18 protein-coding genes and 4 pseudogenes are annotated in these 26,004 nt (G+C 71.0%); 13 read left to right on the forward strand and 9 right to left on the reverse strand.

Annotated elements, in window-relative coordinates; all coding sequences use genetic code 11:
• Positions 1-68 precede the first annotated feature (68 nt).
• Both ACH47Z_RS20830 and ACH47Z_RS20835 read left to right on the forward strand, forming a co-directional pair.
• Entirely contained in the window at positions 69-1,319 is a 1,251-nt protein-coding gene (locus tag ACH47Z_RS20830) for a cytochrome P450 (protein ID WP_399075663.1), read from the forward strand.
• Positions 1,316-2,092, forward strand: a complete 777-nt coding sequence (locus ACH47Z_RS20835) for an enoyl-CoA hydratase/isomerase family protein (protein ID WP_399075665.1) — start codon at positions 1,316-1,318, stop codon at positions 2,090-2,092. The genes ACH47Z_RS20830 and ACH47Z_RS20835 overlap by 4 nt, the downstream gene beginning before the upstream one ends.
• A 362-nt stretch (positions 2,093-2,454) precedes the next feature.
• Here ACH47Z_RS20835 and ACH47Z_RS20840 read toward each other — a convergent pair whose 3' ends face one another.
• Positions 2,455-2,949 carry a hypothetical protein gene (locus ACH47Z_RS20840; protein WP_399075667.1) on the reverse strand — a complete coding sequence of 165 codons (495 nt, stop codon included), beginning with the start codon at positions 2,947-2,949 and terminating at the stop codon, positions 2,455-2,457.
• Positions 2,950-3,109: 160 nt separating this feature from the next.
• Between ACH47Z_RS20840 and ACH47Z_RS20845 the strand changes: the two genes are divergently transcribed.
• The 3 genes from ACH47Z_RS20845 to ACH47Z_RS20855 all read left to right on the forward strand — a co-directional run bounded on the left by ACH47Z_RS20845 (position 3,110) and on the right by ACH47Z_RS20855 (position 6,065).
• Positions 3,110-3,982 (forward strand): methylenetetrahydrofolate reductase, encoded by an 873-nt coding sequence (locus ACH47Z_RS20845; protein WP_399075669.1) that lies wholly within the window; start codon positions 3,110-3,112, stop codon positions 3,980-3,982.
• An 87-nt stretch (positions 3,983-4,069) separates the two neighbouring features.
• The gene (locus ACH47Z_RS20850; protein WP_399075671.1) at positions 4,070-5,551 is read left to right on the forward strand and encodes an AlkA N-terminal domain-containing protein; all 1,482 of its coding nucleotides are present in this window, start codon (positions 4,070-4,072) and stop codon (positions 5,549-5,551) included.
• Between the two features lie 22 nt (positions 5,552-5,573).
• On the forward strand, positions 5,574-6,065 hold the full coding sequence (locus ACH47Z_RS20855; RefSeq protein WP_399075886.1) for a methylated-DNA--[protein]-cysteine S-methyltransferase: 492 nt from the start codon (positions 5,574-5,576) through the stop codon (positions 6,063-6,065).
• Here ACH47Z_RS20855 and ACH47Z_RS20860 read toward each other — a convergent pair.
• Positions 6,062-6,617: pseudogene (locus ACH47Z_RS20860) on the reverse strand (SIR2 family NAD-dependent protein deacylase). The gene ACH47Z_RS20855 and the pseudogene ACH47Z_RS20860 sit on opposite strands and share 4 nt — an antisense overlap.
• Before the next feature lie 56 nt (positions 6,618-6,673).
• Complete coding sequence (locus ACH47Z_RS20865) at positions 6,674-7,396, reverse strand: SIR2 family NAD-dependent protein deacylase (RefSeq protein ID WP_399075673.1); 723 nt, start codon at positions 7,394-7,396, stop codon at positions 6,674-6,676.
• Between the two features lie 298 nt (positions 7,397-7,694).
• On the opposite strand from ACH47Z_RS20865, the pseudogene ACH47Z_RS20870 reads away from it, so the two are divergent.
• Positions 7,695-7,850: pseudogene (locus tag ACH47Z_RS20870) on the forward strand (DUF4291 family protein); the annotation flags it as partial.
• A 64-nt stretch (positions 7,851-7,914) separates the two neighbouring features.
• On the opposite strand, the pseudogene ACH47Z_RS20875 reads toward ACH47Z_RS20870, so the two are convergent.
• Positions 7,915-8,355, reverse strand: a pseudogene (locus tag ACH47Z_RS20875) (DUF4291 family protein); the annotation flags it as partial.
• On the opposite strand from ACH47Z_RS20875, the pseudogene ACH47Z_RS20880 reads away from it, so the two are divergent.
• Positions 8,350-8,588: pseudogene (locus ACH47Z_RS20880) on the forward strand (hypothetical protein); the annotation flags it as partial. The pseudogenes ACH47Z_RS20875 and ACH47Z_RS20880 overlap by 6 nt on opposite strands.
• Positions 8,589-8,756: 168 nt before the next feature.
• Here the strand turns inward: ACH47Z_RS20880 and ACH47Z_RS20885 are convergent.
• Positions 8,757-9,953, reverse strand: coding sequence for an epoxide hydrolase family protein (locus ACH47Z_RS20885; RefSeq protein ID WP_399075675.1), 1,197 nt, complete (start codon positions 9,951-9,953; stop codon positions 8,757-8,759).
• A 396-nt stretch (positions 9,954-10,349) separates the two neighbouring features.
• Between ACH47Z_RS20885 and ACH47Z_RS20890 the strand changes: the two genes are divergently transcribed.
• The 5 genes from ACH47Z_RS20890 (at position 10,350) to ACH47Z_RS20910 (ending at position 20,856) form a co-directional block, all read left to right on the forward strand.
• Positions 10,350-11,339: an AAA family ATPase gene (locus ACH47Z_RS20890; protein WP_399075677.1), complete on the forward strand. Its 990-nt coding sequence runs from the start codon at positions 10,350-10,352 to the stop codon at positions 11,337-11,339.
• A 381-nt stretch (positions 11,340-11,720) separates the two neighbouring features.
• Positions 11,721-13,127: a LuxR C-terminal-related transcriptional regulator gene (locus tag ACH47Z_RS20895; RefSeq protein WP_399075679.1), complete on the forward strand. Its 1,407-nt coding sequence runs from the start codon at positions 11,721-11,723 to the stop codon at positions 13,125-13,127.
• A 288-nt stretch (positions 13,128-13,415) separates the two neighbouring features.
• On the forward strand, positions 13,416-13,916 hold the full coding sequence (locus ACH47Z_RS20900; RefSeq protein WP_399075681.1) for a DUF4291 domain-containing protein: 501 nt from the start codon (positions 13,416-13,418) through the stop codon (positions 13,914-13,916).
• 781 nt (positions 13,917-14,697) lie between these two features.
• Positions 14,698-17,133 (forward strand): SpoIIE family protein phosphatase, encoded by a 2,436-nt coding sequence (locus ACH47Z_RS20905; protein WP_399075683.1) that lies wholly within the window; start codon positions 14,698-14,700, stop codon positions 17,131-17,133.
• A gap of 288 nt (positions 17,134-17,421) precedes the next feature.
• Positions 17,422-20,856 carry a glycosyltransferase gene (locus ACH47Z_RS20910; protein ID WP_399075685.1) on the forward strand — a complete coding sequence of 1,145 codons (3,435 nt, stop codon included), beginning with the start codon at positions 17,422-17,424 and terminating at the stop codon, positions 20,854-20,856.
• Between the two features lie 5 nt (positions 20,857-20,861).
• On the opposite strand, the gene ACH47Z_RS20915 is transcribed toward ACH47Z_RS20910, so the two are convergent.
• Genes ACH47Z_RS20915 through ACH47Z_RS20925 form a run of 3 tightly spaced genes read right to left on the reverse strand, consistent with a single transcriptional unit; the run spans position 20,862 to position 23,331 of the window.
• Positions 20,862-21,656, reverse strand: coding sequence for a hypothetical protein (locus ACH47Z_RS20915; protein WP_399075687.1), 795 nt, complete (start codon positions 21,654-21,656; stop codon positions 20,862-20,864).
• A 60-nt stretch (positions 21,657-21,716) separates the two neighbouring features.
• Entirely contained in the window at positions 21,717-22,211 is a 495-nt protein-coding gene (locus ACH47Z_RS20920) for an NUDIX domain-containing protein (protein WP_399075690.1), read from the reverse strand.
• A gap of 28 nt (positions 22,212-22,239) precedes the next feature.
• Complete coding sequence (locus ACH47Z_RS20925) at positions 22,240-23,331, reverse strand: ADP-ribosylglycohydrolase family protein (RefSeq protein ID WP_399075693.1); 1,092 nt, start codon at positions 23,329-23,331, stop codon at positions 22,240-22,242.
• A gap of 183 nt (positions 23,332-23,514) precedes the next feature.
• Between ACH47Z_RS20925 and ACH47Z_RS20930 the strand changes: the two genes are divergently transcribed.
• Positions 23,515-24,633 (forward strand): glycerate kinase, encoded by a 1,119-nt coding sequence (locus ACH47Z_RS20930; protein WP_399075888.1) that lies wholly within the window; start codon positions 23,515-23,517, stop codon positions 24,631-24,633.
• Positions 24,634-24,661: 28 nt separating this feature from the next.
• On the opposite strand, the gene ACH47Z_RS20935 is transcribed toward ACH47Z_RS20930, so the two are convergent.
• Complete coding sequence (locus ACH47Z_RS20935) at positions 24,662-25,909, reverse strand: alpha/beta hydrolase (protein ID WP_399075695.1); 1,248 nt, start codon at positions 25,907-25,909, stop codon at positions 24,662-24,664.
• Positions 25,910-26,004 lie beyond the last annotated feature (95 nt).

The raw sequence follows: 26,004 nt of genomic DNA on the forward strand, positions 1-26,004 counted from the left end.
AGCTTGTATGTACGCGTCAAGCGGAGGGTATGCATGGCGGCTGATGCCTAGATCAGGAAGGGGCCGTCGTGGAGACTGCGACAACTTCGCCAGCCGACAGGCGCTTTGCCGTCTCGCTCTTCTCCCGTCTGCGGACAGCGAAGGGTCAGGCCAATCCGTTCCCGATCTACGCTGAGCTGCGCTCGCGAGGCGAGGTGGCCGCCGCCCCCTGGGGCGGGCACCTCGTCACCGGATTCGAGGTCTGTGACCAGGTACTGCGCAGCAGGGAGTGGCTGGAACCGGACAGCCGCTGGCGTGAACAGCAGGGTGACGGCACCCGCTGGACGGCGTCCTCCTCACGGGAGATGAGCCGGACCCTGCCCGCGCTCAACCCCCCGGAGCACACCTGGACACGCCGCGCGGCCGGGATGTTCGACCGCGGCTCCCTGGACCAACTCCGCGCCCCGGTGGGCCGGTTCACCGGCCGTTTACTCGACGCCCTCGCGGAACGGCTACGCGACGGCGGCGAGGCCGACTTCAACGAGCTGGTGAGCGAGGAGTTGCCGGTCGCCACCATCGGGCACTGGCTCGGGGTGCCCACCGCCGACTTCCCGCGCCTGCGCGAGCTGACCCACGACCAGGTCTTCACCCAGGAACTGCTGCCCTCCGCCAGCCAGTTGGCGCTCTCCGACGCGGCCACCGCGGAACTGCGCACCTACTTCATGGACTTGGTGCGCGCGCGGCGCAGAACGCCGGGCGACGACCCGGTGTCCCGCTGGATCACGGTCTGGGACGGCATGGAGCCCGACCGCGACAAGGCCGACGAAGCCGTCTACTTCCTCGCCCTGTTCGTCCTGCTGGCCGCCCTGGAGACCACCTCCACGCTGCTGTCCACCATGACCCTGCTGCTCCTGGAACACCCCCGGCAGTGGTACCGGCTGCTGGTCCAGCCCGACCTGGTGCCCGCCGCCGTAGAAGAATCGTTGCGCTACGACCCGCCCACCCATGTGATCAGCCGCGTCGCCGCGCAGGACACCGTCCTCGGCGGTCTCGACGTCCGCAAGGACGAGATGGTCCACCTCCTGGTCGGCGCGGCCCATCGCGACCCGGCCAAGCACGAGGACCCCGAACTGTTCAACCTGCACCGCAAGCCCGCCCACCTCGCCTTCAGCGGAGGCATCCACTACTGCCTCGGCGCGCCCCTGGCCCGCCTCGAGGCCCAGACCCTCCTCCACCAGCTGGTCACGCGCTTCCCCCGGCTCACCCTGGTACGGCGGCCGACGTGGGCCCCGCGCGTGGCCTTCCGCCGCCTGCTCAACCTGGACGTAGCCTTGTCATGACCGAGACCACCAGCCTCTACGACCCCCTGCCCGCCACCGCGCTGCGCACCGACGTGAGTGGCCCCGTCCTGACGGTCCGGCTCGGCGCCACCGCCGAGGACAGCACCCTCACCGTCGCCGCCCTGGACGAACTCCTCGCCCTGCTCGACGGACTGCACGACCGTCCGGACGTCCGGGTGCTGCTCCTGACGGCGGACGGCGAGGACTTCTGCCTCGGCGCGGACCGCACCGAGTACCAGGCGGCGCTGACCGGCGACCCCACCGGCGCCGCCCTGCGCCGCATCGCCGACAAGGCCCACCGGGTGTGCGAGGCGCTGGAGAACACCCACGCCGTCACCATCGCGCGGCTGCACGGCAAGGTCATCGGCGCCGGACTCGCCCTCGCCTCCTACTGCGACCTGCGTGCCGGGACGGACGACTGCCGCTTCCGCATGCCCGAGATCGGCATCGGCCTGCCGCCCGCCTGGGGCGGCGCCATGGGCCGGCTGATCGCCGAGGCGGGCGCGGCACGCATCCGTGAACTCATGCTCACCTGCGACACCTTCGACGCGGCCACCGCGCACCGGCTCGGCCTGCTGCACAAGGCCGTGCCGCGCGAGGAACTGGACTCGGCGATCGACAGCTGGGTACGGCCGCTGGTCCGCCGCCCGGCCGAAGCGGTCACCCTCACCAAGCGCATGCTGACCGGCTACGCCCGCGCCGCCCGCACCGCCGACGTCGGCCTCCTCGACGCCCACCTCCTCACGGCCCAGCTGACCCTGCCTCGCCGGTGAGGGGAGGGGCGGACGGCTGAGGGGCGGAGGGGCAGAGGGGGGACACCGAGGAGCTGACCGGCGGCCGGGGCGTCGGATGGCCGAGGGCGGGCGTCGGATGGCTGGGTGACCGAGGGGGCGGTTGTCGGGTTGCCGGATGGCCAGGGGAGTTGCGGACGGCCAGGGAGTTGGACGGCCGAGGGGGCGGCCGTCGCGAAGCCGGACGGTGAGGGAGCTGGATGGCCGAGGGGGCGGCCGTCGCGAAGCCGGACGGTGAGGGAGCTGGATGGCCGAGCGGGCAGCTGAACGCCCTCCGCCACGCCAGCACTTCGGGTCACTCGCCCTCCGTGGCGCCGGCCAGCCGGTCCAGGGCGCGGGCTGCACTACAGGCATATCCAGCAGTACAGCCGCTCGCCGGCGTCGCTGGCCCGCCGGGCGAGCCGGATCAGCTCCTCGGCCAGTGGCCGTACGTCTTCGGCACGGGTTCCGCGCAGCTCCTCGCACTCGACCCACCGGGCGACGGCGGCGGGTACCTCCGCGTCGGGTATCCCCGCGAGCGTGTCCCGGGCGCCGGTGCCGAGTTCGGTCACCCACGGCCCGGTCGCCCAGGGATCCTCATCGCTCGCCGGGCCGTCCGGGCCCGGAGTCGGAGTGGTCGGCCACACGCTCTTCTCCGTGACGAGGTCCACCGACCACGGCACCCGGCGGATCGCGGCGATCAGCTCCCCCAGCACCACGTCCGGATCCAGCCGCTTGGCCTCGACCCCGTCGAAGACGCCCGGTCCGGGGCACACCGGCGACCCGCCCTCCGTACGCTCCAGCACCCGCACGACCGCCGCGGCGTCCGCCGCACGGAAGTAGTCGGTCAGCACGCCCATCGTTCCCCCGTCACTCTTCTCCGGCCCCGCGGTCCCTCTTCCGGCGCCACTGGACGCAAGTAGAGCAGACCCCACTGACATCGCCACCCTGCCCCGAGCCCGGCGCACCCGCCGTGACATCATCGGCCGCGGTCAGGACCGCAGCCGTACGAGGAGCACGATGAACCCCGCTCTCACCGCCGTCCCGGTGGTCGGTGCCGCTCTGCTGGACGACTTCTCGCTGGAGATGACCGGCAAGGACGTGGTTCGGCTGGAGGAGGCGTGCGACAGCATCCCGCGCGGCACCCGGATCAACATCACCTTCCTCGCCGGCGAGGACCTCGGCATCCGGCTCGCGGCCGCCCGCGCGGTCAAGCGGCTCGGCTTCGTCCCCGTGCCGCACATCTCCGCCCGCCGCCTGCCGTCCCGCGCCGCCCTGGAGGAGTTCCTGTCCGGCCTGGCCGAGGACGGCACCGGCGAGAACGTCTTCGTCGTCGGCGGCGACCCCGCCCGCCCCGAGGGCCCCTACGAGGACGCCCTCGCCGTCCTGCGCACCGGCCTGCTCCAGGACCACGGCGTCCGGCACATCGGCATCAGCGGCTACCCGGAGGGACACCCCGCGATAGCCGACGGCACGCTCTGGGCGGCGCTCACCGACAAGGCGGCGGCCATCGGGGCCGAGCGGTTCGGCGGCGACGTCATCACCCAGTTCGGCTTCGACGTCGACCCCGTCCTCGGCTGGCTGGCGGCCGCCCGCGCCCGGGGCGTCGACCTGCCCGTCCGCATCGGCGTGCCCGGCCCCGCGGGCGTCCGCCGGCTGCTCGGCTACGCCACCCGCTTCGGCGTCGCGACCAGCGCCTCCGTCGCCCGGAAGTACGGCTTCTCGCTGACCAACCTCATGGGCACGACCGGCCCCGACCGCTTCCTGCACACGCTCGCCGACCGTTACGACCCCGAGCGGCACGGCATGGTGAAGCTGCACTTCTACACGTTCGGCGGACTGCGCCACACGGCCGAGTGGATCGCCGCCTTCCGGCAGCAGAGCCGCGCCTAGGGCGTAACTCGCACCCCCGCAGGCCCACGCACGCTGATGTCGGATTCCCGCCAGCGATCGCCCCTCCCCGTGCCCGATCCTTGAGGCATGCAGACAGCGACGCACCTCGACCGGGAGCACTGTGTGCGCGCCGTGCGGTCCAAGGACGCGCGGTTCGACGGATGGTTCTTCACGGCCGTCCTGACCACCCGGATCTACTGCCGGCCCAGCTGCCCCGTCGTCCCGCCCAAGCCCGAGAACATGACCTTCTACCCGAGCGCGGCCGCCTGCCAGCAAGCCGGTTTCCGGGCCTGCAAGCGGTGCCGCCCCGACACCAGCCCCGGCTCCCCGGAGTGGAACCAGCGTGCCGACCTGGTGGCCCGGGCCATGCGGCTCATCGCCGACGGCGTCGTGGACCGCGAGGGCGTGCCGGGACTCGCGGCGCGGCTCGGCTACAGCACCCGCCAGGTCGAGCGCCAGCTCCTCGCCGAGCTGGGCGCCGGCCCCCTCGCGCTCGCCCGCGCCCAGCGGGCCCAGACCGCGCGGCTGCTCATCGAGACCAGCGCGCTGCCCATGGCGGAGATCGCCTTCGCGGCCGGTTTCTCCTCCATCCGCACGTTCAACGACACCGTCCGCGAGGTCTTCGCCCTCTCCCCGAGCGAGCTGCGCGCACGGGCGCCCCACAGCAGCCCGGCGGCCGCCCCCGGCACCCTCTCCCTGCGGCTGCCGTTCCGCGCCCCGCTCAACCCGGACAACCTCTTCGGCCACCTCGCCGCCACCGCCGTACCCGGCGTCGAGGAGTGGCGGGACGGCACGTACCGGCGCACCCTGCGGCTGCCGTACGGCCACGGGATCGTGTCCCTCGCCCCTCGCCCCGACCACATCGCCTGCCGGCTCACCCTGAGCGACCTGCGCGATCTCACCGTGGCGATCAGCCGCTGCCGGCGCATGCTCGACCTGGACGCCGACCCGGTCGCCGTCGACGACCAGTTGCGCACGGACCCGTTCCTCGCGCCGCTGGTCGACAAGGCGCCGGGCCGCCGGGTGCCGCGCACGGTCGACGAGGCCGAGTTCGCCGTCCGTGCCGTCCTCGGCCAGCAGGTCTCCACGGCGGCCGCCCGCACCCACGCGGCCCGCCTGGTCACCGCGCACGGCAAACCCCTGGACGACCCCGAGGGCGGCCTCACGCACCTCTTCCCGTCTCCCGAGGCCCTCGCGGACGTCGACCCCGAGACCCTGGCCATGCCCCGCACCCGGCGCACCACCTTCACCACCCTCGTACACCAACTCGCCGAAGAAACCCTCCACTTGGGCGTCGAGTCCGACTGGGCCGAGGCCCGCGCGCGCCTGCTCTCCCTGCCCGGCTTCGGGCCCTGGACGGTCGACGTCATCGCGATGCGCGCCCTCGGCGACCCCGATGCCTTCCTCCCCACCGACCTCGGAATCCGGCGAGCGGCGGGGGAGTTGGGCCTGCCCTCCACCCCGGCCGCGCTCACCGCCCGCGCCGAGGCCTGGCGGCCCTGGCGGGCGTACGCGGTGCAGTACCTGTGGGCGACCGACAGCCACCCGATCAACTTCCTCCCCGTGTAAGAAGGTTCCACCCGTGACACCCGTGACCTGCCACACCGTGACCGACAGCCCGTACGGCCCACTCACCCTGGTCGCCGACGCCGACGGCGCCCTGTGCGGCCTGTACATGGCCGGCCAGCGGCACCGCCCGCCGGAGGAGAACTTCGGCCCGCGCGACGACGACCTGCCCTGCTTCGCGGCTGCGCAGGAGCAGCTGTCGGCCTACTTTGCGGGGGAGTTGAAGCAGTTCACCCTCGAACTCGCCCTGCGGGGAACGCCGTTCCAGCGCGGCGTCTGGGAACAGCTGACGCGGATCCCCTGCGGCGAGACCCGCACCTACGGCCAACTCGCCGACGCCCTCGGCAATCCCCAGGCCTCCCGCGCGGTCGGCCTCGCCAACGGCCGCAACCCCGTCGGCATCATCGTCCCCTGCCACCGGGTGATCGGCTCCGACGGCAGCCTCACCGGCTACGGCGGCGGCCTGGACCGCAAACGCCGCCTGCTGGAATTCGAGCGCGGCACGGCGCTCTTCTAGCCGGCGTACTCCTCGGCGAGGCCGCGCAGCAGCGAGGGCAGCGCGGTGCCGATCGGCTCCCGCACGACTTCCTGTGCGAGGTCGTCGTACGGCGTCGGCTCGGCGTTGACGATGACCAGGTGGGCGCCGTGGTCGGCGGCGATGCCGACCAGCCCGGCGGCGGGCTGGACCCGCAGGCTGCTGCCGACGGCGACGAACACGGTGCAGGCCTTGCTGACCGACAGGGCTTGGCCGAGGACGCCCGGGTCGTGGCCGACTTCAGGATGCCCCCGCACTCCCGGCACGCCGGATCCTCCTCGCCGGCCTCGACCCGGGCGAGTGCGTCGTCCATCGGCTCGCGGGCATCCTCTCCAGCTCGGCGACGGCCCGGTGCGCCGCGTTCGGCTCGGCCTGGGGGGTGCGGTTCTTGCGCCGCATCTGCCAGGACCGCCGCCGGATCTCCGGGTCCGCCATGTAGTACTCGTACGTCACGAGCTTCTCGGCCTCGGGTTCCCGCCGCCACAGCCCGTTGTGCCCGCGGTAGTCCGGGACACTCGGAACGCCGCTTCTGATCCCGTAAGGCGATGAAGGGCCTGCCTCGGTATGGGGCAGGCCCTGATCGATCACGCTCACCGAAGTCGACGGAGTAGGTCGGGCAGGGCCGTGCCGATGGGTTCTCGCACGACTTCCTGGGCGAGATCGTCGTACGGCGTAGGTTCCGCATTGACGATGGTCAGGGCTGCACCGTGGTCGACGGCGAGGCCTGCGAGGCCGGCGGCGGGCTGGACCTGGAGGCTGGTGCCGACGGCGATGAACACCTGACAGGCCTTGGTGATGGAGACAGCCTCGCCGAGCACCATGGGGTCGAGGCGTTCGCCGAACATCACGGTGGCCGACTTGAGAATGCCTCCGCACTCAAGACATGCCGGATCGTCCTCGCCTGCCTCGACACGGGCGAGGGCATCCTCCATGGGGCCGCGCGCATGGCACTGTGTGCAGACGACGTTGCGGGCGGTGCCGTGCAGTTCGAGGACCTTGCGGGCGGGCATGCCCGCGAGTTGGTGCAGGCCGTCCACGTTCTGGGTGATCACCCGGAGCGGCACACCAGACTTCTCCAGTTCGGCGACGGCCCGATGGGCCGCGTTCGGCTCAGCCTGGAGCGCGCGGTTCTTGCGGCGCATCTGCCAGGACCGTCGACGGATCTCGGGGTCGGTCATGTAGTACTCGTAGGTGACGAGCTTCTCGGCTTCCGGATCCCGACGCCACAACCCGTTCGGACCGCGATAGTCGGGGATCCCGGAATCAGTGGAGATCCCTGCGCCGCTGAGTATGGCTACGAGAGGCCTGTTCATGGTGCTGAGAGTAGGACGACTGCCTGGCCGGAGCGAACGGGTATCGAGGCATGCCCCCCGTCCTCTGTTTGTACTGGTCGACGAAGACTCGGCCCCGCAGGAAGCCGGTCCCCCTGGGGGGAACTGAGCAGCTTCTACCGGGCTGGGCCGAGACGAAGTAGCCGGTAGCGCGGTAGGTCCGACGCGGGCGCCGTGGCACCGGCCATTCGCACGGTGCTACGGCCGGCGCTCTCCGTAGCAGTGAACGGCAGTCGAAAATTACTGGCCGCCTGAACCGGCTGCCTCCACGCTGTACGCCATGGAACAACCGCAACGCGAGATCCGTGCAGCCCACACGGACTCCACCATCACCGTCTACCAGGCGTACGCCCCGGAAATCGGCCTGCCCGCTGTCCAGGAGGGCCGTTTCCCCGCCGCGTGGAAGCGCGACAGGATGACGTGGGTCATCAAGCCGCGTTCACAGACCTTTGCCGCCATGTGACCCGTGGGTGATGCCAGCCGTTGTGCCGGACAGCCGGTCAGGGACTCAGGTGGGCGAGTAGCTCTTCACCGGCGGGGTATCCCTGCTCCTGGGGGAGCAGGCGGGTGGCTGTATCCAGTTCGCCGTCCCTGACGAGTGCGTGGATCTCGTTGGCGAGCGGAGTCACGTCACTGATGGACACGACCCACTCGTCCGCGTAGCGCGCCGATGCCTCGCCCGAGATTCCGAGTTGCAGCGAGCGGTGCGGCAGGGGACGCAGATGCAGGTTGCGTTCGGGATCCCACTGGACACGGGCCGGTGCGCGCTTGAGGTCCCGCTGCCAGGCGCCGCGATCGGAGTGCAGTCCGCAGACGTAACTCGCCAGGCAGGCATGGCGCAGCGCCCAGTCGAAGCCGTCGCGAGTGATCTCGACGGCGAGGACCGCCTCCTGACCCTCCTTCATGCCCCAGCCGGAGCGGTACATCATCCACATGATGGTAACGGCCTCTTCGACGCAGTCACGGGGGAGGAGATCCCCCGGGACCGCGACCCGGACCCCGAGGACAGCATTCCCGAGGCAGGGCCGATCTGTCGTGCCCTGGGTTGGGACCGGTTGCCGGTAGCAGGGTGTGTACGGCTGGGCTCTTCGGGGGCGGCCTGCACACCACCACCGCGGGCAGCTGGACTCCGGAGGTCGTCTCCCCGGCCTGGCTCAACGAGCGCGCCCTGCTCTGAGCGCGTGCGTGGCGGCTCGCGTGCGGTAGGCCCGCGAGCAGCCACGGACGTACGGCTGGGTGCGCAGCCAGCTGATGCACGTCAGCGTGCCGAAGTCCACGAGGACGACGCGGCTGCGCAGCTCGGGGCGACCGAGGGCATGTGTGGTCCCTCGATCATGGTCGTCTAGCGGAGCGACCGGAGGCCCGCACGAATCTCCTCAACGAGCAGCTTCGGCTGCTCCCAGGCCGCGAAGTGGCCGCCCTTGGGGAGCCTGTTGTAGTGGACCAGGTTCGGGTAGGCCTGCTCCGCCCAGCTCTTCGGGGCCTGGTACATCTCATCGGGGAAGACACTCACGGCGACCGGCAGGTTCACGCCCTTGACACCGAAGAAGGAGGTCGTGTTCTCCGCGTAGAGGCGAGCCGCGGAGATCGCCGTGTTGGTCAGCCAGAAGAGCGTGATGTTGTCCAGGACGTCGTCCCGGGTGAGGCCTTCGGTGCCTCCGGCGAAGGCTCGGGAGATCATGGCCAGGCTGGCCGCGTCATGGTCGAGCAGGAAGGCCGCCAGGCCGACGGGGGAATCCACCAGCCCGGTCAGCGACTGCGGACGCGAGCCCATCAGGTAGGCGAAGTAGACGTGCCGGTACACGAAGTCCAGCTGCTCGACCGCCGCGTTCTCCTCGTCGGAGAGCGACAGGCTCTCAGGCAGCGGGTTGCCCGCGATGAGCGCAGCGTCGATGGCGGGCGGAATCGCGCCGGCCATGTTGGTGTGGATGCCGATCAGGCCCTCGGGCTCCTGCACACCCATGTAGTCGGCGACGATCGCACCCCAGTCGCCACCCTGCGCGGCGTACTTGGTGTAACCGAGGCGCTTCATCAGCTCGCCCCAGGCACGTGCGATGTGCTCGGGACCCCAGCCGGGCGTGGTCGGCTTGCCCGAGAAGCCGTAGCCGGGCATCGACGGGATGACCACGTGGAAGGCGTCCGAGGCGCTCCCGCCGTGGGCGGTGGGGTCGGTCAGCGGCTCGATGATCTTCAGCTGCTCGATGATCGAGCCGGGCCAGCCGTGCGTCACGATCAGCGGCAGCGCATCCTCATGCTTCGACCGGACGTGGATGAAATGGATGTCCAGCCCGTCGATCTCGGTGATGAAATGCGGCAGGGCCTTCAGCTTCGCCTCGACCTTGCGCCAGTCGTACTCCGACGCCCAGTAACGCGCAAGCTCCTTCATCGTCTCCAGCCGCGTGCCCTGCGACTGGTCCGCAACGGTCTCCTTCTCGGGCCACCGCGCCGCCTCGATGCGCGCGCGCAGGTCCTTGAGTTCCGTCTCGGGGAACTCGAACGTGAACGGCCGGATCGCTATCTGTTCGGGTGTTGCAGACATGTGTGGGGGGGTCTCCTTGTCATCGTCAGCGGCCCTGTGCCGCTGACTCCTCCACGGTGGCAGTGCCGTGCGTGCCTCGCCCCCGTGGAAACCCCGGGGTCGGACCCGTGGCTGGACCCGGGGGCATCGCGTTCGCGCCGGAAGCGAGGAACTTCGGGTCACGTACGGTCTGGGGCAGCCGCTGCCTGCAGCGGGTGGTTGAAACCGGTGCACCAAAGGCGGAGGGTCGTCGGCGGGCCGTGCGGTCATCGGAGCGACCCAGGCTCCGTGCGGGCCTGGACCTGCGCAGCTACTGAAAGTCCCTAAGGCGCACTAAAGTGACCACTGGCTCGACCTGAAAAAAATGTCCTTATTGGTCGCTCCATGTACCAAGCAGCCGACCTGGGAGATCGACCCATGGGCGTGCCCGCCGGCGAAACGCAGGTCGCACTGCGGGGCCGGAGCCAGGAGCTGGCCGCGCTGGAGCGGGTACTGGCCACAGCGCGGGCGGGCAGCAGTGCGGTCCTGGTCCTTCGCGGTGAGGCAGGGATCGGCAAGACCGCATTGCTGGACTACGCAGCCAGCCGGGCCGTCGGATTTCGTACCGCCGGCGTCGCAGGCACCGAGTCGGAGATGGAGCTTCCGTTCGCGGGCCTTCACCAGCTCTGCGGGCCCATGCTGGGTCGCCTTGATGAGCTGCCTGGACCGCAGCGCGATGCGTTGTCCGTCGCGTTCGGACTGCGGGAGGGCGATGTGCCCAATCGGTTCCTGGTAGGCCTGGCTGTGCTCAGTCTGTTGGCCGGCGCCGCCGAGGATCAGCCGCTTGCCTGCCTCCTCGATGATGCGCAGTGGCTCGATGACGAGTCCCTGCAGGTGCTGGCGTTTGTCGCCAGGCGACTGATGGCCGAACCGGTGGCTTTGATTTTCGCCCTGCGAGATCCCGATGACGATCGTGAGCTGGCCGGTCTGCCGGAGCTGATCGTCGAGGGCCTCAGCGAGCCCGACGCGCGTGCCCTGCTGGCTTCGGCCGTCCGCGTGCCGCTCGACCCGCTCGTACGGGACCGGATCGTGGCCGAGGCGCACGGCAACCCGATGGCCTTGTTGCAGGTGACGCACGCGCTCACCCCTGCCGAGCTGGCGGGCGGCTTCGGGCTCCCCGGCAGACGCTCCGTGGCGAGCTGTATCGAGACCGCCTTCCACCGGCAGTTCCGATCACTTCCGCAGGAGAGCCGACGACTTCTGCTGACCGCCGCGGCCGAGCCGACCGGAGACGTGGATCTGTTGTGGCGGGCGGCCGATCTGCAGGAGATACCGGCGGACGCCGCAGCGTCGGCCGAGGCGGCAGGACTGGTCGAGTTCGGCACCAGGGTGCGGTTCCATCACCCTCTGGTGCGCTCGGCCGTCTAACGGAGGACATCCGCGCCGGACCGCCGGGCGGCGCACCGAGCACTGGCGGAAGCCACCGATCCCCACCTTGATGCTGATCGCAGAGCGTGGCATCGCGCGCACGCCGCCACCCGGCCCGACGAGAGCGTCGCCGTCGACCTGGAGCGTTCGGCCGGCAGGGCACAAAGCCGGGGAGGAGCCGCCGCGGCAGCCTCGTTCCTGCGGCGGGCGGCGGAGCTGACGCCAGATCCCGCGCACCGCATCACCCGTGTTCTGGCCGCCGCTCAGGCCGAGATCGACGCCGGCGGGGCCGACCGTGCTCACAACCTGCTGGCGGCCGCGGAGGCCGGCCCGCTCGACGATCTGCAGCGCGCCCGGCTGGAGCGGCTGAGAGCCCGGCTGGTGTTCTCCCAGCGGCGCGGCGGCGACGCGCCCCGGCTTCTGCTCGACGCGGCACACCGGCTGGCGCCTCTCGACACCGCCCTTGCCCGTGACACCCTGCTGGAAGCGGTCGGCGCGGCGATCTTCGCCGGCCGTCTGAGCGCGGGACCCGGGCAGCGCGAGGTGGCCGAGGCCGCCCGCGCCGGACCGCCACCGTCGACGCCGCCGCGGATGGTCGATGTCCTGCTGGACAGCATGGCCGGCCTGATCATCGACGGCCACGCCGCTGGCGTCGACGCTCTCAGGCGCGCCCTGTACACCGTCCGGCAGGAGCAGAGATCTGGCGCGCCGGATGCGGACAGGCGCTGGCTGTGGCTGGCGTTCCGGGTGACACCCGAGCCTCTCGCCCCGGAACTGTGGGACGACGACGCGTGGCATGAGCTGGCGGCCGGCGCCGTCGGAATCGCCCGCCAAGCGGGCGCGCTCGCTGTCCTCCCGATGGCGCTGACCTACCAGGCGTGCTGCCATGTGCACGCTGGCGAATTCGACACCGCGGCGGCTCTGATCGACGAGGCGACGGCGATCTCGGAGGCGGCGGGCGGCGTACCCATGATGTACACGTCCCTGCTACTCGCCGCCTGGCGCGGACAGGAGTCCCAGGCACGGGACCTCATCGAGACCACCATCGAAGAGGTGCGCGCCCGGGGTGAAGGGCGTGTTCTCAGCCTGGCCGAGTACGCGACAGCAGTGCTGCACAACGGCCTCGGCCGCTACGAGGACGCCCTGGCAGCCGCGACGCGCGCATGCCAATACGAGGACCTGGGCTTCTTCGGCTGGGCACTGGTCGAACTGATCGAGGCGGCCGCCCGCAGCGGACAGCCGGCGGCCGCCGCGTCCGCGCTGGACAAACTCACCGAACGCACACACGCCAGCGGAACAGAGTGGGCACTGGGCATGGAGGCCTGCTCGCGCGCGCTACTGAGCGACGGCGAAGCTGCCGATGCGCTCTACCGGGAGGCGATCGAGCATCTGGGACGCTGCCGGGTCGCCGTCCAGCTGTTCCGCGCCCGTCTGCTGTACGGCGAGTGGCTGCGTCGCCAGAACCGCCGTCAGGAAAGCCGTGCTCAACTGCGCTCCGCCTACGAGGCGTTCAGCCGGGTCGGAGCCGACGGCTTTGCCGAGCGGGCCCGCAGGGAGCTTCTGGCGACCGGAGAAACCGTACGCAAGCGGACGGTCGGCGCCGTCGACGAACTCACCGGCCAGGAGGCACAGATCGCCGGCCTGGCCAGAGACGGCCACACCAACTCCGAGATCGCCGCCCAGCTGTTCATCAGCCCACGCACGGTGGAGTGGCACCTCGGCAACGTATTCAGCAAGCTCGGAGTCAGCTCTCGCAGACACCTTCGCTCAGTGCTCGCTCCTCGGTAACCGGCGACGACGATGGCGTATCCAGCAGCGGACGCCCAGGGTCCGCGTCTCGCCGAGCACCGCGTTGATCGCCTCATGAACTCAGCGGGTCGTACCGAAAGCCGCCCATCCTGTGAGCAGCAGAAACCCGCCGCTCACAGCCGGGGACCGCAGTCTTGCCCGACGATCCGTGTCCATGCCGCGTGGCACGTATGTCGGCAGCCGCGCTGACAGCACCGCACCGGCACCCGAGACCCTGAGAGCGGCCCCCGCAATGCCCGGTGCATCGGCAGTCGGCAGTGTGGATGCTTGCGCGGGCGGGAGCGCTCGGCAAAGGGCTGTGAACAAGGCTTGACATGGATCAAGCCGTCGTTCCTGTGGCTGATGTACCGATGCGGCTGGGGCGCCAAGGAAGGGCAGGAGACCGTTCTCGCGGTCGAGATCACCCGCGATGGCTTCGAGTGGGCGCTGCGCCACGCCTGTCTGTCGAGCTACGCCCGCGAGATCCACCCCGACCGCGCCACCTGGCAGCGTCAGTTGAAGCGCGCGCCCACCCGCGTGCAGTGGGACCCGGAGCGGGACCTACACCTGCAACCCCTGCCGTATCGGTCCCTGCAACTCGGCCTCTCCGGTGAGGGCGCACAGCGCTACGCGGACCAGTGGACAGTCGCCATCCGCGACGTGACCCCGCTCGCCCACGAGATCCAAGCCCTGGTCAACGGTGGCGATATGGACTCCGCCGCCCGGCTGCTGCCCCAAGAACACCCCTATCCTGTTGAAGGCGAACTCCTTGCCCACCTACGCGGATGACGGGCCGGTTCACCCGGCAGCCGTCTTCGGCCCCATGGGTCACATGGCAGCACAGGCTCACCGGGGACGGGGGGCAAGCTGAGTACCCCCTTCGAGACCAACTGGGGTGTCTCCTGCCCGACGGGTGCCGCCCCGGCACCAGAGGCAATGGGCAAGTAGCCGGTGACGTGAGACAGGCCGGAGCAGATGAGCGCTGTGCGCCCCCCCGGGGTAGGAGAGACAGTCAGCTTGCCCTGAAGATCGCCGCACGACGGCTTCGAGTGGGCACTGCCCAGCGGGCGCTCGAGCCATGGACGTGGGCCACATCCCGGACGAGGCACCTGGCAGCGTCAGTTGAAGCGTGCACCAACCCGCGTCCAGTGGGCCCCGAGCGCGATCTGCACCTGCGGCCTGCCCCGCCGCTCGAAGGAGCCACTCTTCGGGAAGTCCTGGAAGGTCGCGCGGACGAGTGGCCGCTCTCCACCAGCGACGTGACTCCGCCCGCCCACGAGATCCACGCACTCGTCAGCAGCGGCGACCTCGACTCCGCAACCCGGGTTCCGCCTGTCGGAGAAGTGGCCGAGCCGGCCTGAGTCCGGCCCGACCGGCGTGGCGTCGGTCGTCCTGGGCGCGGTGCGCGCCCGAGTCGTCCGGCTGAGAATGAACGTGGCCACCCCCTGCATCGCACGCGCTGAGCGTCGCCATGGCGCTCCCGCCGAGGCTCCGGGCCGAGAGGACCGGGAGAGTCGCGGACGGAGACCACGGGGAGGAACATCGGAGTCACGGAGGCAAGGTGGTGGCTATGGGGACACCGTCGATGCATTTCAGCGAGAGTCCTGAAGATCCGTTCGCCCTCGGACGTGGCGCCTCGGCTGTGCTCGATGATCAAGGCACCGTGGTCGGCTGGAGCGCACGTGCGCAGGAGCTGCTCGGCTATCCGGCCAAGGAAGTGATCGGACGGGCGTGGCAGGACTTCCTGGTCGACGCCCGTGACCTGCCTGTCGCGCGGTCCGTCGTCGTAGACGCCATGAAGGGGGGAGGATGGTTCGGTGTCCTGCTCGTCCGACACCGCGACGGACGCCGTGTGGAGATGGGGTTCCGGGCCCGCGCGGTCACCCGGGAGAGGGGCGGTCAGGAGTGGCTCCTGGTCGGTGCTCCTGCCGCGGAGGTCATTGCCTGGCAGCGGGACCGTGCGCTGCTGGACGGTCTGTACCGCCGGTCCCCGATCGGTCTGGTCACGTACGGCCCGGACAGGAGAGTGATCCGGGTCAACCGTGCAGTCGAGAAGGCGAGCGGTGTCCCGGCCGAGGCGCCGGTGGGCCACCGCCCCCGCGAATTCATGGTCGACGAGGACGCGGGTCCGGCGGATGAACGGGTCCGGCACGTCTTGGAGACCGGCGAGCCGTTGATCTTCACAGAGCAGTCCGCCCGGTCACGCCACGATCCGGGGCGGGAACGGATCGTGTCCGTCTCGGCGTTCCGGATGGAAGATCCATCAGGCCGGGTTCTCGGCGTGGCCGAGACGATCGAGGACGTGACCGACCGCCACCGGGCGCAGCGCAGACTCGCCCTGCTGAACGAGGCGAGTGCCCGGATCGGAACATCACTGGACGTGGCACAGACCGCTCGGGAACTGACCGAGGTGGCCGTCCACGGCCTGGCCGACTACTGCTCGGTGGACCTCCTCAAGCCCGTGACACTCGGTGACGAACCGGTTCCCGATGCGGCAGGCCCGCTGCTCCGGATTGCCTTCTCACCACCGGAACACCGCGTCCCGTTCCGAGAGGGCGATGTGATCCCACCGCTTCCGGAATCTCCGCAGGCGCGGTGCCTTGCCGAACGTCGCCCGATTCTCGAAGGGCTGCTGTCCCTGCGCCCCGAGTGGTACGCCATGGACCGGCGGCGGATCGAGATCGCCCTGGGGCTCGGCGTTCATTCGCTGATCGCGGTGCCCCTGGTCGCGCGCGGCCTGGTACTGGGCGTGGTGAGCCTGTGGCGGTCGCGTAATTCGGAGCCTTTTGAGGACGGCGATGCCGCGGTGGCCCAGGAGCTTTCCTCGCGTGCGGCCGTCTGCATCGACAACGCGCGCCGCTTCACCCAGCAGCAGAGCGCCGCTCTGACTCTTCAGCGCAGTCTGCTGCCGAGCGCTGCGTCCGACCTGCCGGCCGTGGAAGTGGCCTGCCGATACCTCCCGGCCAGCGGTGAACCGGGCATCGGCGGCGACTGGTTCGACGTGATCCCGTTGTCAGGGGCCCGGGTCGCCCTTGTCGTGGGAGACGTGGTCGGCCACGGGATCCACGCTGCGGCCTCGATGGGCCGCCTGCGGGCCGCCGCGCGCACCCTGGCCAGCCTCGACCTGGAACCGGACGAGGTGGTGGCGCGGCTGGACGATCTGGTCAGTCTGCTGGCCACCGAGCTGGAGACGAACGCTGACGACAACGGGTCGGCGATCGAGCAGGTGCTCGGGGCCACCTGCCTCTACGCGGTCTACGATCCGGTCTCCCAGCACTGCTCCCTGGCACGCGCCGGCCATCCGGCGCCGGTGGTGTCCACCCCGGACGGCGAGGTGAGCATGCTCGATCTGCCCGCGGGTCCGCCACTGGGCCTGGGCGGACTGCCATTCGAAACGTACGATCTGGACCTCCCCGAGGGCAGCCTGCTCGCGCTCTACACCAACGGCCTCCTGGAAGCACGAAACGGCGACATCGACGCCGCGCTGGAGAGCCTGCGCGCATGCCTCACCCACGCCACAGAACCTCTGGACCACACCTGCCACACCGTAATCGAAGCACTGCTGCCCAAGGACCACCTCCCCACCGACGACATCGCTCTGCTCATCGCCCGTACCCGGGTGCTACGGCCACAGAATGTCGCCTCATGGCAGCTGCCCCTGGAAGCGACCGCCGCCGCCCGTGCCAGGGAGCTGACCACGGCGAAACTGACCGAATGGGGGCTGACCGAACTGGCCTTCACCACCGAGCTGGTCGCCAGCGAGCTCGTCACCAACACCTACCGGTACGCAGCCGGTCCCGTCACCCTGCGCCTCATTCGTACGCACGCCCTGATCTGCGAGGTGTCCGACACCAGCCACACCTCCCCCCACCTGCGGCGGGCCCTCAGTACGGACGAAGGCGGACGCGGGCTCTTCCTGGTCGCACAGCTCACAGAGCGGTGGGGCACCCGTTACACCCACGACGGCAAGACCGTCTGGACGGAGCAACCTTTGCCGCCCGCCTGAACCGCGACCTCCATGACCGCAGCCGATTTTGCCTGGCGTCACGATGCGGCCCCGCCCATGTCGCGGGGGTGCCGAGCGGTGAGCTTCGACCGAGTCGGTGCCTGGTCATGCCGTCGGTCATGCCGTCGAGGGGAGGCCGCCTGCCGGGCCGGAGCGAATGGAAATCGGCGCACGTCCCTCACCCCGGGTGCGCCGACAGCCGAGGCCCGGCATGCGCCCCGGGCACTCTCCGACAGCTCCCGCCGACGCCGTGCAGACCGTACGATCGATGCCGAGGTGAGGGGGCACGTGGACATCTCCCAGTTGCGCAATCCGTACGACTACCGCAACCCCGTGCGCGACGCCGCCGTCTTCGCCGGGCGGGGCGAGGAGGTCACGGCGATCGAGTACGAGCTGGCCCAGGCGGCCGTCGACCGGCCGTCGGTCTGCATCGCACTGCACGGCCCCCGGGCCGCTGGGAAGACGAGCCTGCTCTACGCCACGGAACGGATGGCCAGGGCGCGCGGGCTGACGACCACCTGGGTGGAGCTGATCGAGGGCGACGGCGAGCCGATCACGTTCTTCCGCAAGCTGTACGACGAGTTGGTCCCGGCGGTCGTGGCCGAGGCCCAGCGCAGCGGCACGGAGTTGTCGTTCGATGTTCCGGCCGTGCGGCGTGCCATGGCCGGGGCCGGCGACGCTGCATCGGTGTCCCCACTGGAGTTCCCGGAGGCGGTGGCACTGACCGGAGCCGGGGGACGCGTACCGGAGGCCGCGCTGCGGGCCGACCTCTCCTTCTTCAGACGCCTGCTCGGGCATCCGATCGCTCTGCTGGTGGACGAGGCGCAACTGATCGCCCAGGACGTCCGCGCACTGTCGGTGCTGCGGTCCCTCACCACACGCGTCGACGGGCTGGTGCTGGTGCTCGCCGGTACGGTCGGGCTCATCGAGCGGATCAAGGAGGTGCACTCGCCGATCCTGCGGCAGTTCAAGGAGATCGAAGTCAGGGGGTTCGTCGACCGGGACGAGGTCGAGGACTGCATCATGCGCCCGCTCACCAACGCCCGTGTCTACGGCCTGGGCGGCGCCGACCTCGTGTCCTCGCTGAGGCAGCTCACGGACGGCAACCCGTACGAGATCCAGCTGTACTGCCATGAGATGTTCGCCCGCATGCAGCGCGGCCTCGAAGACGACCTGGTCCTGACGCCCGAGGTACTCGAAGGCATCCGCAGCCGTATGGAGTCGGGCGGCCGCGATGTCCTCGGCCGTCCGTTGATCCGCGCCGTGCGTGCGATGGACCGGCGCGAGCTCATCGCGTTCAATGTCCTGACCTCGGCGCTCGGTCACGCGACACCGGACGAGGCCTGGTTTGCCTACTGCCTGACCGGGCCACCGGAGATCACGCGCGAGGAGTACGACGCCTTCCGGAACGCGCTGGTCGAGCGGGGTGTCCTCGCGCCGGAGGAAATCCTCCGGTTCGCCGTCGACGCGGAGCTGTTCGACGAGGTCTACGCCCGGTTGTGGTCTGCCGGCAGCATCGGCAAGGCGTCCCATGCCCGGTCCATCACCAGCCGGACCGACGTACGGGGTCTGCTGACGGGCCAGTTGGGCTTTCTGCTGCGCGCATTCGAACACGAACCCCCGTGGCTCTACGCGACCTTCGGTTCCCAGATGAACGCGGAACACGTCGAAGAGAGCTTCCGCGCCCTGGAGTCACTGCCCGAAGCGGGACCGGACACCGTTCCTCCGGTCGACTTCCTCCACTACGCGATCCTCAAGGCCGGCGAACCGGCCGCCCTCGACCTCACCACCGTCACCTGCACCTACCTCCACCACACCGTCGAACGCTGGCTGTTCGCGGCGGACACGGACGACATCGCGCTGGCGGAGACCGCCGGTTTCCGGGCGGCCGCCGAGCGGATCGAGACGCTCGGCGGCCGCCTCACCGCCGACCGGGTCAGGCTGCCCCTGCGGTCCTGGCCGGCCGATGCCTGGTTCCAGAAGGCCACCGGACAACTGCGGGTGGAACTGGCGAAGAACCACCTCTACGCCGCGTACGACGCCTACCAAGATGCTGACATCCCGCGCGCACAGGCCCGCTTCCGGTCGTCCTTCACCCTGGACCCGGGCTGGGAACAGGCCAACTGCCTGACGTATCTGAGCCTCGTCACCAGGGACGCGGCCGACGCACTGGAGTGGTCCGGTCGTGCCCTCGGGCTGGCCCAGGAGCCGCTCGACCTCGCGCTGAGTCGTTACAACCGGGCCATGGCGCATCTCCTGCTGGGCGAACGCGCCTCGGCTGCCGAGGAACTCGCCGAGGCCGCGGCCGTGGTGGGTGAAGTCTCCTGGGCCACCTACTGGTTCAGCTACCTGCTGCTGCCGGACCCCGACGACGTCACGTGTCTGAGCGAGGAGACCAACGCCGATCTCGAGAAGGCGGTGCAGCGCGCCTGTGCCGCGCTCGGTGTCGTTCCCGAGGCGGCGACGCACGCCACGGATCCGCGGGCAGACGTCTCCGGTACGACGGCATCCGCCGCCCGGCCCCCGGTCGTCCTGTCGGTGGCCACCGAGTGGGCCTCCTCCCACGGCGGGTTGAGCACGTTCAACCGTGAACTGTGCCGGGCGCTGGCCGCCGCCGGAGCACAGGTGTTCTGTGTGGTGCTCGACGCGAGCGACGCCGAGACGGTCTCCGCCAAGGCAGCCGGCGTCACCCTGCTCCCGGCCCCCGCCAGGCCGGGCGCCTCCGAAGACGTACGCCTGACGAGCCGCCCGAAGCTGCCACCGGGTGTCGAGCCCGACCTGGTGCTGGGCCACGGTCGCATCACCGGACCGGCGGCCGAGAAACTGGTCGACGACTTCTTCCCCGCCGCCCGGCGCCTGCACTTCGTACACATGGCTCCGGACGACATCGAGTGGCACAAGCCGGACCGGGCCAACGACGCCGGCCTGCGGGCCGAGGAACGCACGGGCATCGAGCGGGCGCTCGGCAGGACCGCCCACCGCGTGGTCGCGGTGGGGCCTCGGCTGCACCAGCGGTTCCTTGCTGAGGTCAAGAGCCCCTCCGGGCAGCCTCCGCTGCGGATCGATCCCGGGTTCGACGGCGAGGTGCCGGGGCCGGAGGACCGTACTCCACCGCAGGGAGAGCCCCTGAGGGTCCTCCTGCTGGGCCGCGCGGAGGATGCCCGGCTCAAGGGCGTCGATGTCGCCGCCGCGGCGTGCGGCCTGGTCGCGAAGTGGCAGCACAGGGCCGGTCTCGAGGAGGTCCGGCTGATCGTGCGCGGCGCGCCGGAAGCCGGAGTGGACGACGCGAGGGAGGACATCGTGCGCTGGGCTGCGAGTCCGGGACTGGAGGTCGTGGTACGCCCCTACACCTCGCAGCAGGACCGCATCGACGACGATCTGGACACCGCCAGCCTGGTGATCATGCCCTCCAGGACGGAGGGATTCGGCCTGGTCGGGCTCGAGGCGATCACCCGGGGCATTCCGGTTCTGGTCGGTTCGCACAGCGGACTGGCCGATCTGCTGCGTCAGACGCTCGGGCACGAGCGGGCGAGCCGGTTCGTCGTCGAACTGTCGCGCGACGACGTGGAGGACACCGAGAACTGGGCACGGGCCATCGACAGGAAGTTACGGGAGCGCGACGCCGCCTTCGGCCACGCGGCAGAACTGCGCAAGGAACTTGCCCGGCGGGTGACCTGGGGGAAGGCAGCCGCCGTGGTGCTGGGTGAGGCCCCGGAGCGCTAGCGGCGTCACCGCGTGAACGCGGCCTCGGTGACCTCGCGTTCCAGTTCCGCGCGATGGAAGTCGTACGTGCCGATGCCGGAGACCTTGATCAGGACACAGAATCGCTCCAGCGAGGACAAGACCTCGGCCACCTGCATGTACTCGCGGCGCAGGAAGTGGATCGCCGCCAAGTTGGCCACGGACGACTGCCCGGAGACCAGGAAGACAGGGCGGTCGGACTCCTCGGGTGTGAACTTCGCCACCAGCGCGTACTCCTGGTTGCCCCGGTCGAAGAGGAACTTCTCGCCGCCGACCTCGATGGCCACGGAGTCCGGCCGGGTGCCGTCATAGGGATGGACCGTGACTCCGGGAAGATGAGCGGCGAGGTGACCGCCGGTGCGGATGTTGGAGCCGCCCGTGGGGCCGCCCACGCAGAACTCGGTGCTGTCGCCGTTGCTGCCGCGGAAGTCACCGGACTCCACCGAGACCTCGCAGCCCAACTCTCCCGCAAGAAGCGTGAGTTCCACGATCGCCCGCACATCCCGGTAGTGCGCGGTGCCCGGGGCGTTGTACTTGCCGCCCAACACGACCAGGCACGTCTGCCCCGGCCGGACGCCGAAGAATGCCGCGCGCCTGTTCACCGCCCGTGTGCGCTTGGCCCGTTCCCACAACCAGACGAACCCGCCGCCGAGCAGGCTGGTCAGCAGCCCGATCGCGACGTTCGCGACGACCGACAGAATCTCGTCCCCCTCTCCCCACCCGGTATCGTGCCACGACCGGGCGAGGTCCCACCACAGGAACGGTTCCCCGTACGACGGCATCCGGCCCGGAGCCGAAACGGGCCCCGCGCACGGATGACGTGCCGCCCGCGCAGGCGTGGGTCATGCCACCCGGTGGCCGTTCTCCAGCTCCGCCGTGCCGGAGCCGTCCGCGAGGACGTCCAGGGCGGTCAGGACGCGGCGGCCGAGGGCGCCGGGGAGGTGGTCGGTGATCTCCTCGCGCGGCACCAGGCGCCAGGACAGCAGCTCCTCCTCCTGCAGCCGGACGGCCTTCAGGTCGGACTCCGTCAGGACACCCCCGTCGTACAGGTACGCCACCAGCGGCGGCCGGGCCTCGCCGCGCACCCAGTCCACGGCCAGCAGCCGGCCGAGCTCGCGGTCGAGGCCGATCTCCTCCAGCGTCTCCCGGCGCGCGCCCTCGCGCGGGGTCTCGCCGTCGTCGGACTCGATGGTGCCGCCGGGAAGCGCCCAGCCCTCCCGGTAGTTGGGCTCGACCAGCAGCACGCGCCCCTCGGCGTCCCGGAAGAGCGCGGCGGCACCGGCGAGGACGCGCGGCAGGCTCGCGATGTACGTGGCGAAGTCAGGAGTCGTGGTCATTGAGGAAGGGTAACCAGCCGCCGTACGGCTACGGCGCGGCCGTCACCAGGCGCAGGGTGCGTTCCGCCAGCGCACTGATCCGTACGCCGTCGAAGCCGGACACCGCGCCCCGGACCGTGTCCTCGAGCGGCTCCGTCCACTGGGCGGGGATCCCGGCCGCGCCCGTGCGCACCCCGGCCACCGAGCCGGCGGTCGCCCCGTTCGAGTCGGTGTCCAGACCGGCCCGCACGGTCAGGGCGAGGGTCCGGGTGAAGTCGTCGTCGCCGTAGAGCAGCCCGGCGGTGAGCACGGCGGCGTTCGGGACGGTGTGGATCCAGCCCAGCCCCGCGGTCTCCTCGGACAGCACGGCCAGCGTCTCCTCCCAGGCCAGGCCCGACTCGTGCAGGGCCGCGACCCGCCGTACGGTACGGGCGAGCCGGCTCCCCGCCGGGATCACCCCGAGCCCGCTCTCGAGCGCCTCCCGCACGGTCGGCGCGGTGAACGCCGCCGCGATCAGCGCGGCCGCCCACATGGCGCCGTAGACGCCGTTCCCGGTGTGCGACAGCACCGCGTCCCGGCGGGCCAGACCGGCGGCGCGCACCGGGTCGCCGGGGCAGGTCCAGCCGTGCACGTCGGCGCGGATCAGCGCCCCGATCCACTCCTGGTAGGGATTGTGGTACGTCGCCGTCAGCGGCGGCCGGAGCCCGGCGACGAGATTGCGGTACGCCGCCCGTTCCGCGGTGAAGGTCTGCAGGTACGGCAGTCTGAGCAGCCACAGGTCGCCGACCTGCTCGGTGCTGAAGCCGAAGCCGTGGGTCTCCAGCAGGTCCAGGCCGAGGATCGCGTAGTCCACGTCGTCGTCCCGGCAGCTGCCGTGGATCCGGCCGCGCACGCATTCCCGCCACTCCGGGCGCAGCATCGCGCGGTCGGACGGGTCGGCGGGCTCGGGCAGATAGCCGGTGAGCGGCAGCGCCCCGGCCCGCGTCAGATAGCGGTCGATGCGGTCGCGGGTCCACACCTCGCCCTGTTCGACCGGCTTGCCGAGCATGTTGCCCGCGATCCGGCCGAGCCAGCCGCCGTGGACGCGGTCGGCGAGGTCCGGCCCGGTGCGCCGGGGGGCCGCGGCGGGCTGGGTGGTCATGGCAGGGGTTTACCCGTTTTCCCCGGGGTGTTCCCGGCCGCTTCCCAGCCTTCGGTCGGGGCATGACGGCAGGGGCCCGCTGAGGTTAAGGTCGCAGCGGCGCGACTGGCCCTGACGTGCGCGGGGCCCGGAGAGCAAGGGGAAAGCAAGGTGGCTCACGCTGCAGCGGACGAGACCCGTCGGGTGCTCATCGCCGCGGACAAGTTCAAGGGCTCGCTGACGGCCGTGCAGGTCGCCGAGCGGGTGACGGCCGGGCTGCGCCGGGTCGTGCCTGACCTCGCGGTCGAGGCGCTGCCGGTGGCCGACGGCGGCGACGGGACGGTGGACGCGGCGGTCGCGGCCGGTTTCGAGCGCCGCGAGGTGCGGGTCGCCGGGCCGCTGGGCCAGGAGGTGACCGCCGCGTACGCGCTGCGCGGGGACACCGCCGTCGTGGAGATGGCCGAGGCCAGCGGCCTCCAGCGCCTCCCGGCCGGTGTCTTCGCGGCCCTGACGGCCTCGACGTACGGCTCCGGAGAGCTGTTGCGGGCCGCGCTGGACGCGGGCGCGCGGACGATCGTGTTCGGCGTCGGCGGCAGCGCCACCACGGACGGCGGCGCGGGCATGCTGTCGGCGCTGGGGGCACGGTTCCTGGACGAGGATGGCGAGCCGGTGACCCCGGGCGGCGGAGGCCTCGCCGACCTGGCCCGCGCCGACCTGTCCGGCCTGGACCCGCGCCTGTCCGAGGTGGAGCTGGTCCTGGCGAGCGACGTGGACAATCCGCTGACCGGCCCGAAGGGCGCACCGGCCGTCTACGGCCCGCAGAAGGGCGCCTCCCCGGACGACGTGGAGACCCTGGACACGGCGCTCGGGCACTACGCGAAGGTACTGGAGGCGGCCGTGGGACCGCGGGCCGCCGAGGACGCGGCGGCGCCGGGCGCGGGCGCGGCGGGCGGCATCGGTTACGGCGCCCTGCTCCTGGGTGCCCGCTTCCGCCCCGGTATCGAGGTCATGCTGGATGTGCTGGGTTTCGCTCCGGCGCTGGAGCGGGCCTCGCTGGTGATCACCGGTGAGGGGTCGCTGGACGAGCAGACGCTGCACGGGAAGGCACCGGCGGGCGTCGCCGCTGCGGCGCGGGCGGCCGGCAAGCGGGTCGTGGCGGTGTGCGGCCGTCTCGCCCTCCCGGAGGAGGCCCTGCTGCGGGCCGGCATCGAGCGGGCCTACCCGCTGACCTCGGTCGAGCCGGACGTGGCGCGATGCATCGCGGAGGCCGGACCGATCCTCGAGGACGTGGCGGAGCGGATCGCGCGCGACGGCCTGGTCTGAGCCGGAGCCGACGCCGGACGGCGGGCGGCTACTGCAGGGGCGTGAGCTCGCCGTCCGCGTCCCGGAGGTAGCTCCCGGCCGTGAGGCCCTCCACCGTGCCCTCGTCCAGCCACTTCCGTGACATGTGGTGCAGGAACTTTGCCGGGCGTTCCCAGGCCATCATGTGCCCGGCGTCGGCGTAGCAGAACATGAGCTTCTGGGGCCCGGCGATGGCCTGGTAGAGGTCCGGGACGGAGAAGTGCGCGACCGGGGGCAGCGTGGCCGAGTTGTTGGCCTGCCGGTCGAGGGCGCCGTAGACGATGAGCACGGGCACCCGGCCGCCGAGCACGGGTGTGCCCGAGTCGTCGGTCAGCGGGACCGTCTCGCTGTTCCAGCCCCACCAGTAGCTGTTCCGGAAGCGCAGCACGCCCTGGGGCGGGCCGTCCGGACCCGAGGGCGGCCCCCACTTCAGGCCGACGTCGTCGGTGGCGATCACCGTCTCCCACACCTGGTCGGTCATGCCCGGCTCCCGCTGCTCGGGGCTGCCCTGCTCGATGTCCCACGCGGTGGTGAAGCCGGACTTGCTGTTGACGTTCAGCGGGAAGCCGAAGAGGACGGGCGGCCGGGACACCGGCAGACTCTGTCCGTCGGGCGGGCGGCCGAAGGGGTCCGTGGGCTGCGTGGACCAGCGGCCCTGGGGCGGGAAGATCGGGGCCAGCAGGATGAGGTGGGCGACGTTCTCCGGGTGCTGGAGGGTGTAGGGCCCCAGCACGAACGCGCCCGCGGACCAGCCGATGAACTCGATCGGCTTGTTCCGGTCGGGGGACAGACCCCTGATGAACCGGACCACGGCGTCCAGCTCCGCCCATTCGCTCTCGGAATTGCCCAGCTGGTGGGGGTAGGGAGGGACACACACCTGCGGGAGCGGGTTGGGGACCAGGACCGGCAGCTGCTGGGCGGGGTTGGCGTTGCACGGCACGTCCATCACCGCCGGCCGGGTCGACTGGCCGTTGCCCTGGATGTCCATGATGAACACGTCGTAGCCCGCGCCCGCCAGGTACCGCGCCCAGCTGTACCGGTCCTCGGGGCCGCCGGTGCCGAAGCCGCGGGGCAGCATGAGGTCGAACGCCGCGGCCGCCGGCGCGCTTCTGCCGTGCAGCATCAGCACCGGCCTGCGGTCCTGGCCGTGCGGGGTGCCGTCGTACTCCTGCACGAACAGCCGCACCTGGTCGCCGGGGTTGGCCGGGTTGGTGGACCGGAAGGGGATGCTGCGGTCCGTGATGGTGATGGCGGACATGGGTGTCCTCCCATCGGGTGTGCGAGAAGGTAACCCCCTGAATCAGGGCATATGACCCTGACAAACCCCTGAATCCACCGTCCTCCCCTCGGCGG

Origin of the sequence: Streptomyces sp. NPDC020192, from assembly GCF_044388685.1 — a bacterium.
GTDB lineage: Bacteria > Actinomycetota > Actinomycetes > Streptomycetales > Streptomycetaceae > Streptomyces.

Coding starts and splice junctions, on each gene's coding strand:
- ACH47Z_RS20835 (WP_399075665.1), top strand. CDS start 1,316: ATGACCGAGACCACCAGCCTCTACGACCCCCTGCCCGCCACCGCGCTG.
- ACH47Z_RS20840 (WP_399075667.1), bottom strand. CDS start 2,949: ATGGGCGTGCTGACCGACTACTTCCGTGCGGCGGACGCCGCGGCGGTC.
- ACH47Z_RS20845 (WP_399075669.1), top strand. CDS start 3,110: ATGAACCCCGCTCTCACCGCCGTCCCGGTGGTCGGTGCCGCTCTGCTG.
- ACH47Z_RS20850 (WP_399075671.1), top strand. CDS start 4,070: ATGCAGACAGCGACGCACCTCGACCGGGAGCACTGTGTGCGCGCCGTG.
- ACH47Z_RS20865 (WP_399075673.1), bottom strand. CDS start 7,396: ATGAACAGGCCTCTCGTAGCCATACTCAGCGGCGCAGGGATCTCCACT.
- ACH47Z_RS20885 (WP_399075675.1), bottom strand. CDS start 9,953: ATGTCTGCAACACCCGAACAGATAGCGATCCGGCCGTTCACGTTCGAG.
- ACH47Z_RS20890 (WP_399075677.1), top strand. CDS start 10,350: ATGGGCGTGCCCGCCGGCGAAACGCAGGTCGCACTGCGGGGCCGGAGC.
- ACH47Z_RS20905 (WP_399075683.1), top strand. CDS start 14,698: ATGGGGACACCGTCGATGCATTTCAGCGAGAGTCCTGAAGATCCGTTC.
- ACH47Z_RS20915 (WP_399075687.1), bottom strand. CDS start 21,656: ATGCCGTCGTACGGGGAACCGTTCCTGTGGTGGGACCTCGCCCGGTCG.
- ACH47Z_RS20920 (WP_399075690.1), bottom strand. CDS start 22,211: ATGACCACGACTCCTGACTTCGCCACGTACATCGCGAGCCTGCCGCGC.
- ACH47Z_RS20925 (WP_399075693.1), bottom strand. CDS start 23,331: ATGACCACCCAGCCCGCCGCGGCCCCCCGGCGCACCGGGCCGGACCTC.
- ACH47Z_RS20935 (WP_399075695.1), bottom strand. CDS start 25,909: ATGTCCGCCATCACCATCACGGACCGCAGCATCCCCTTCCGGTCCACC.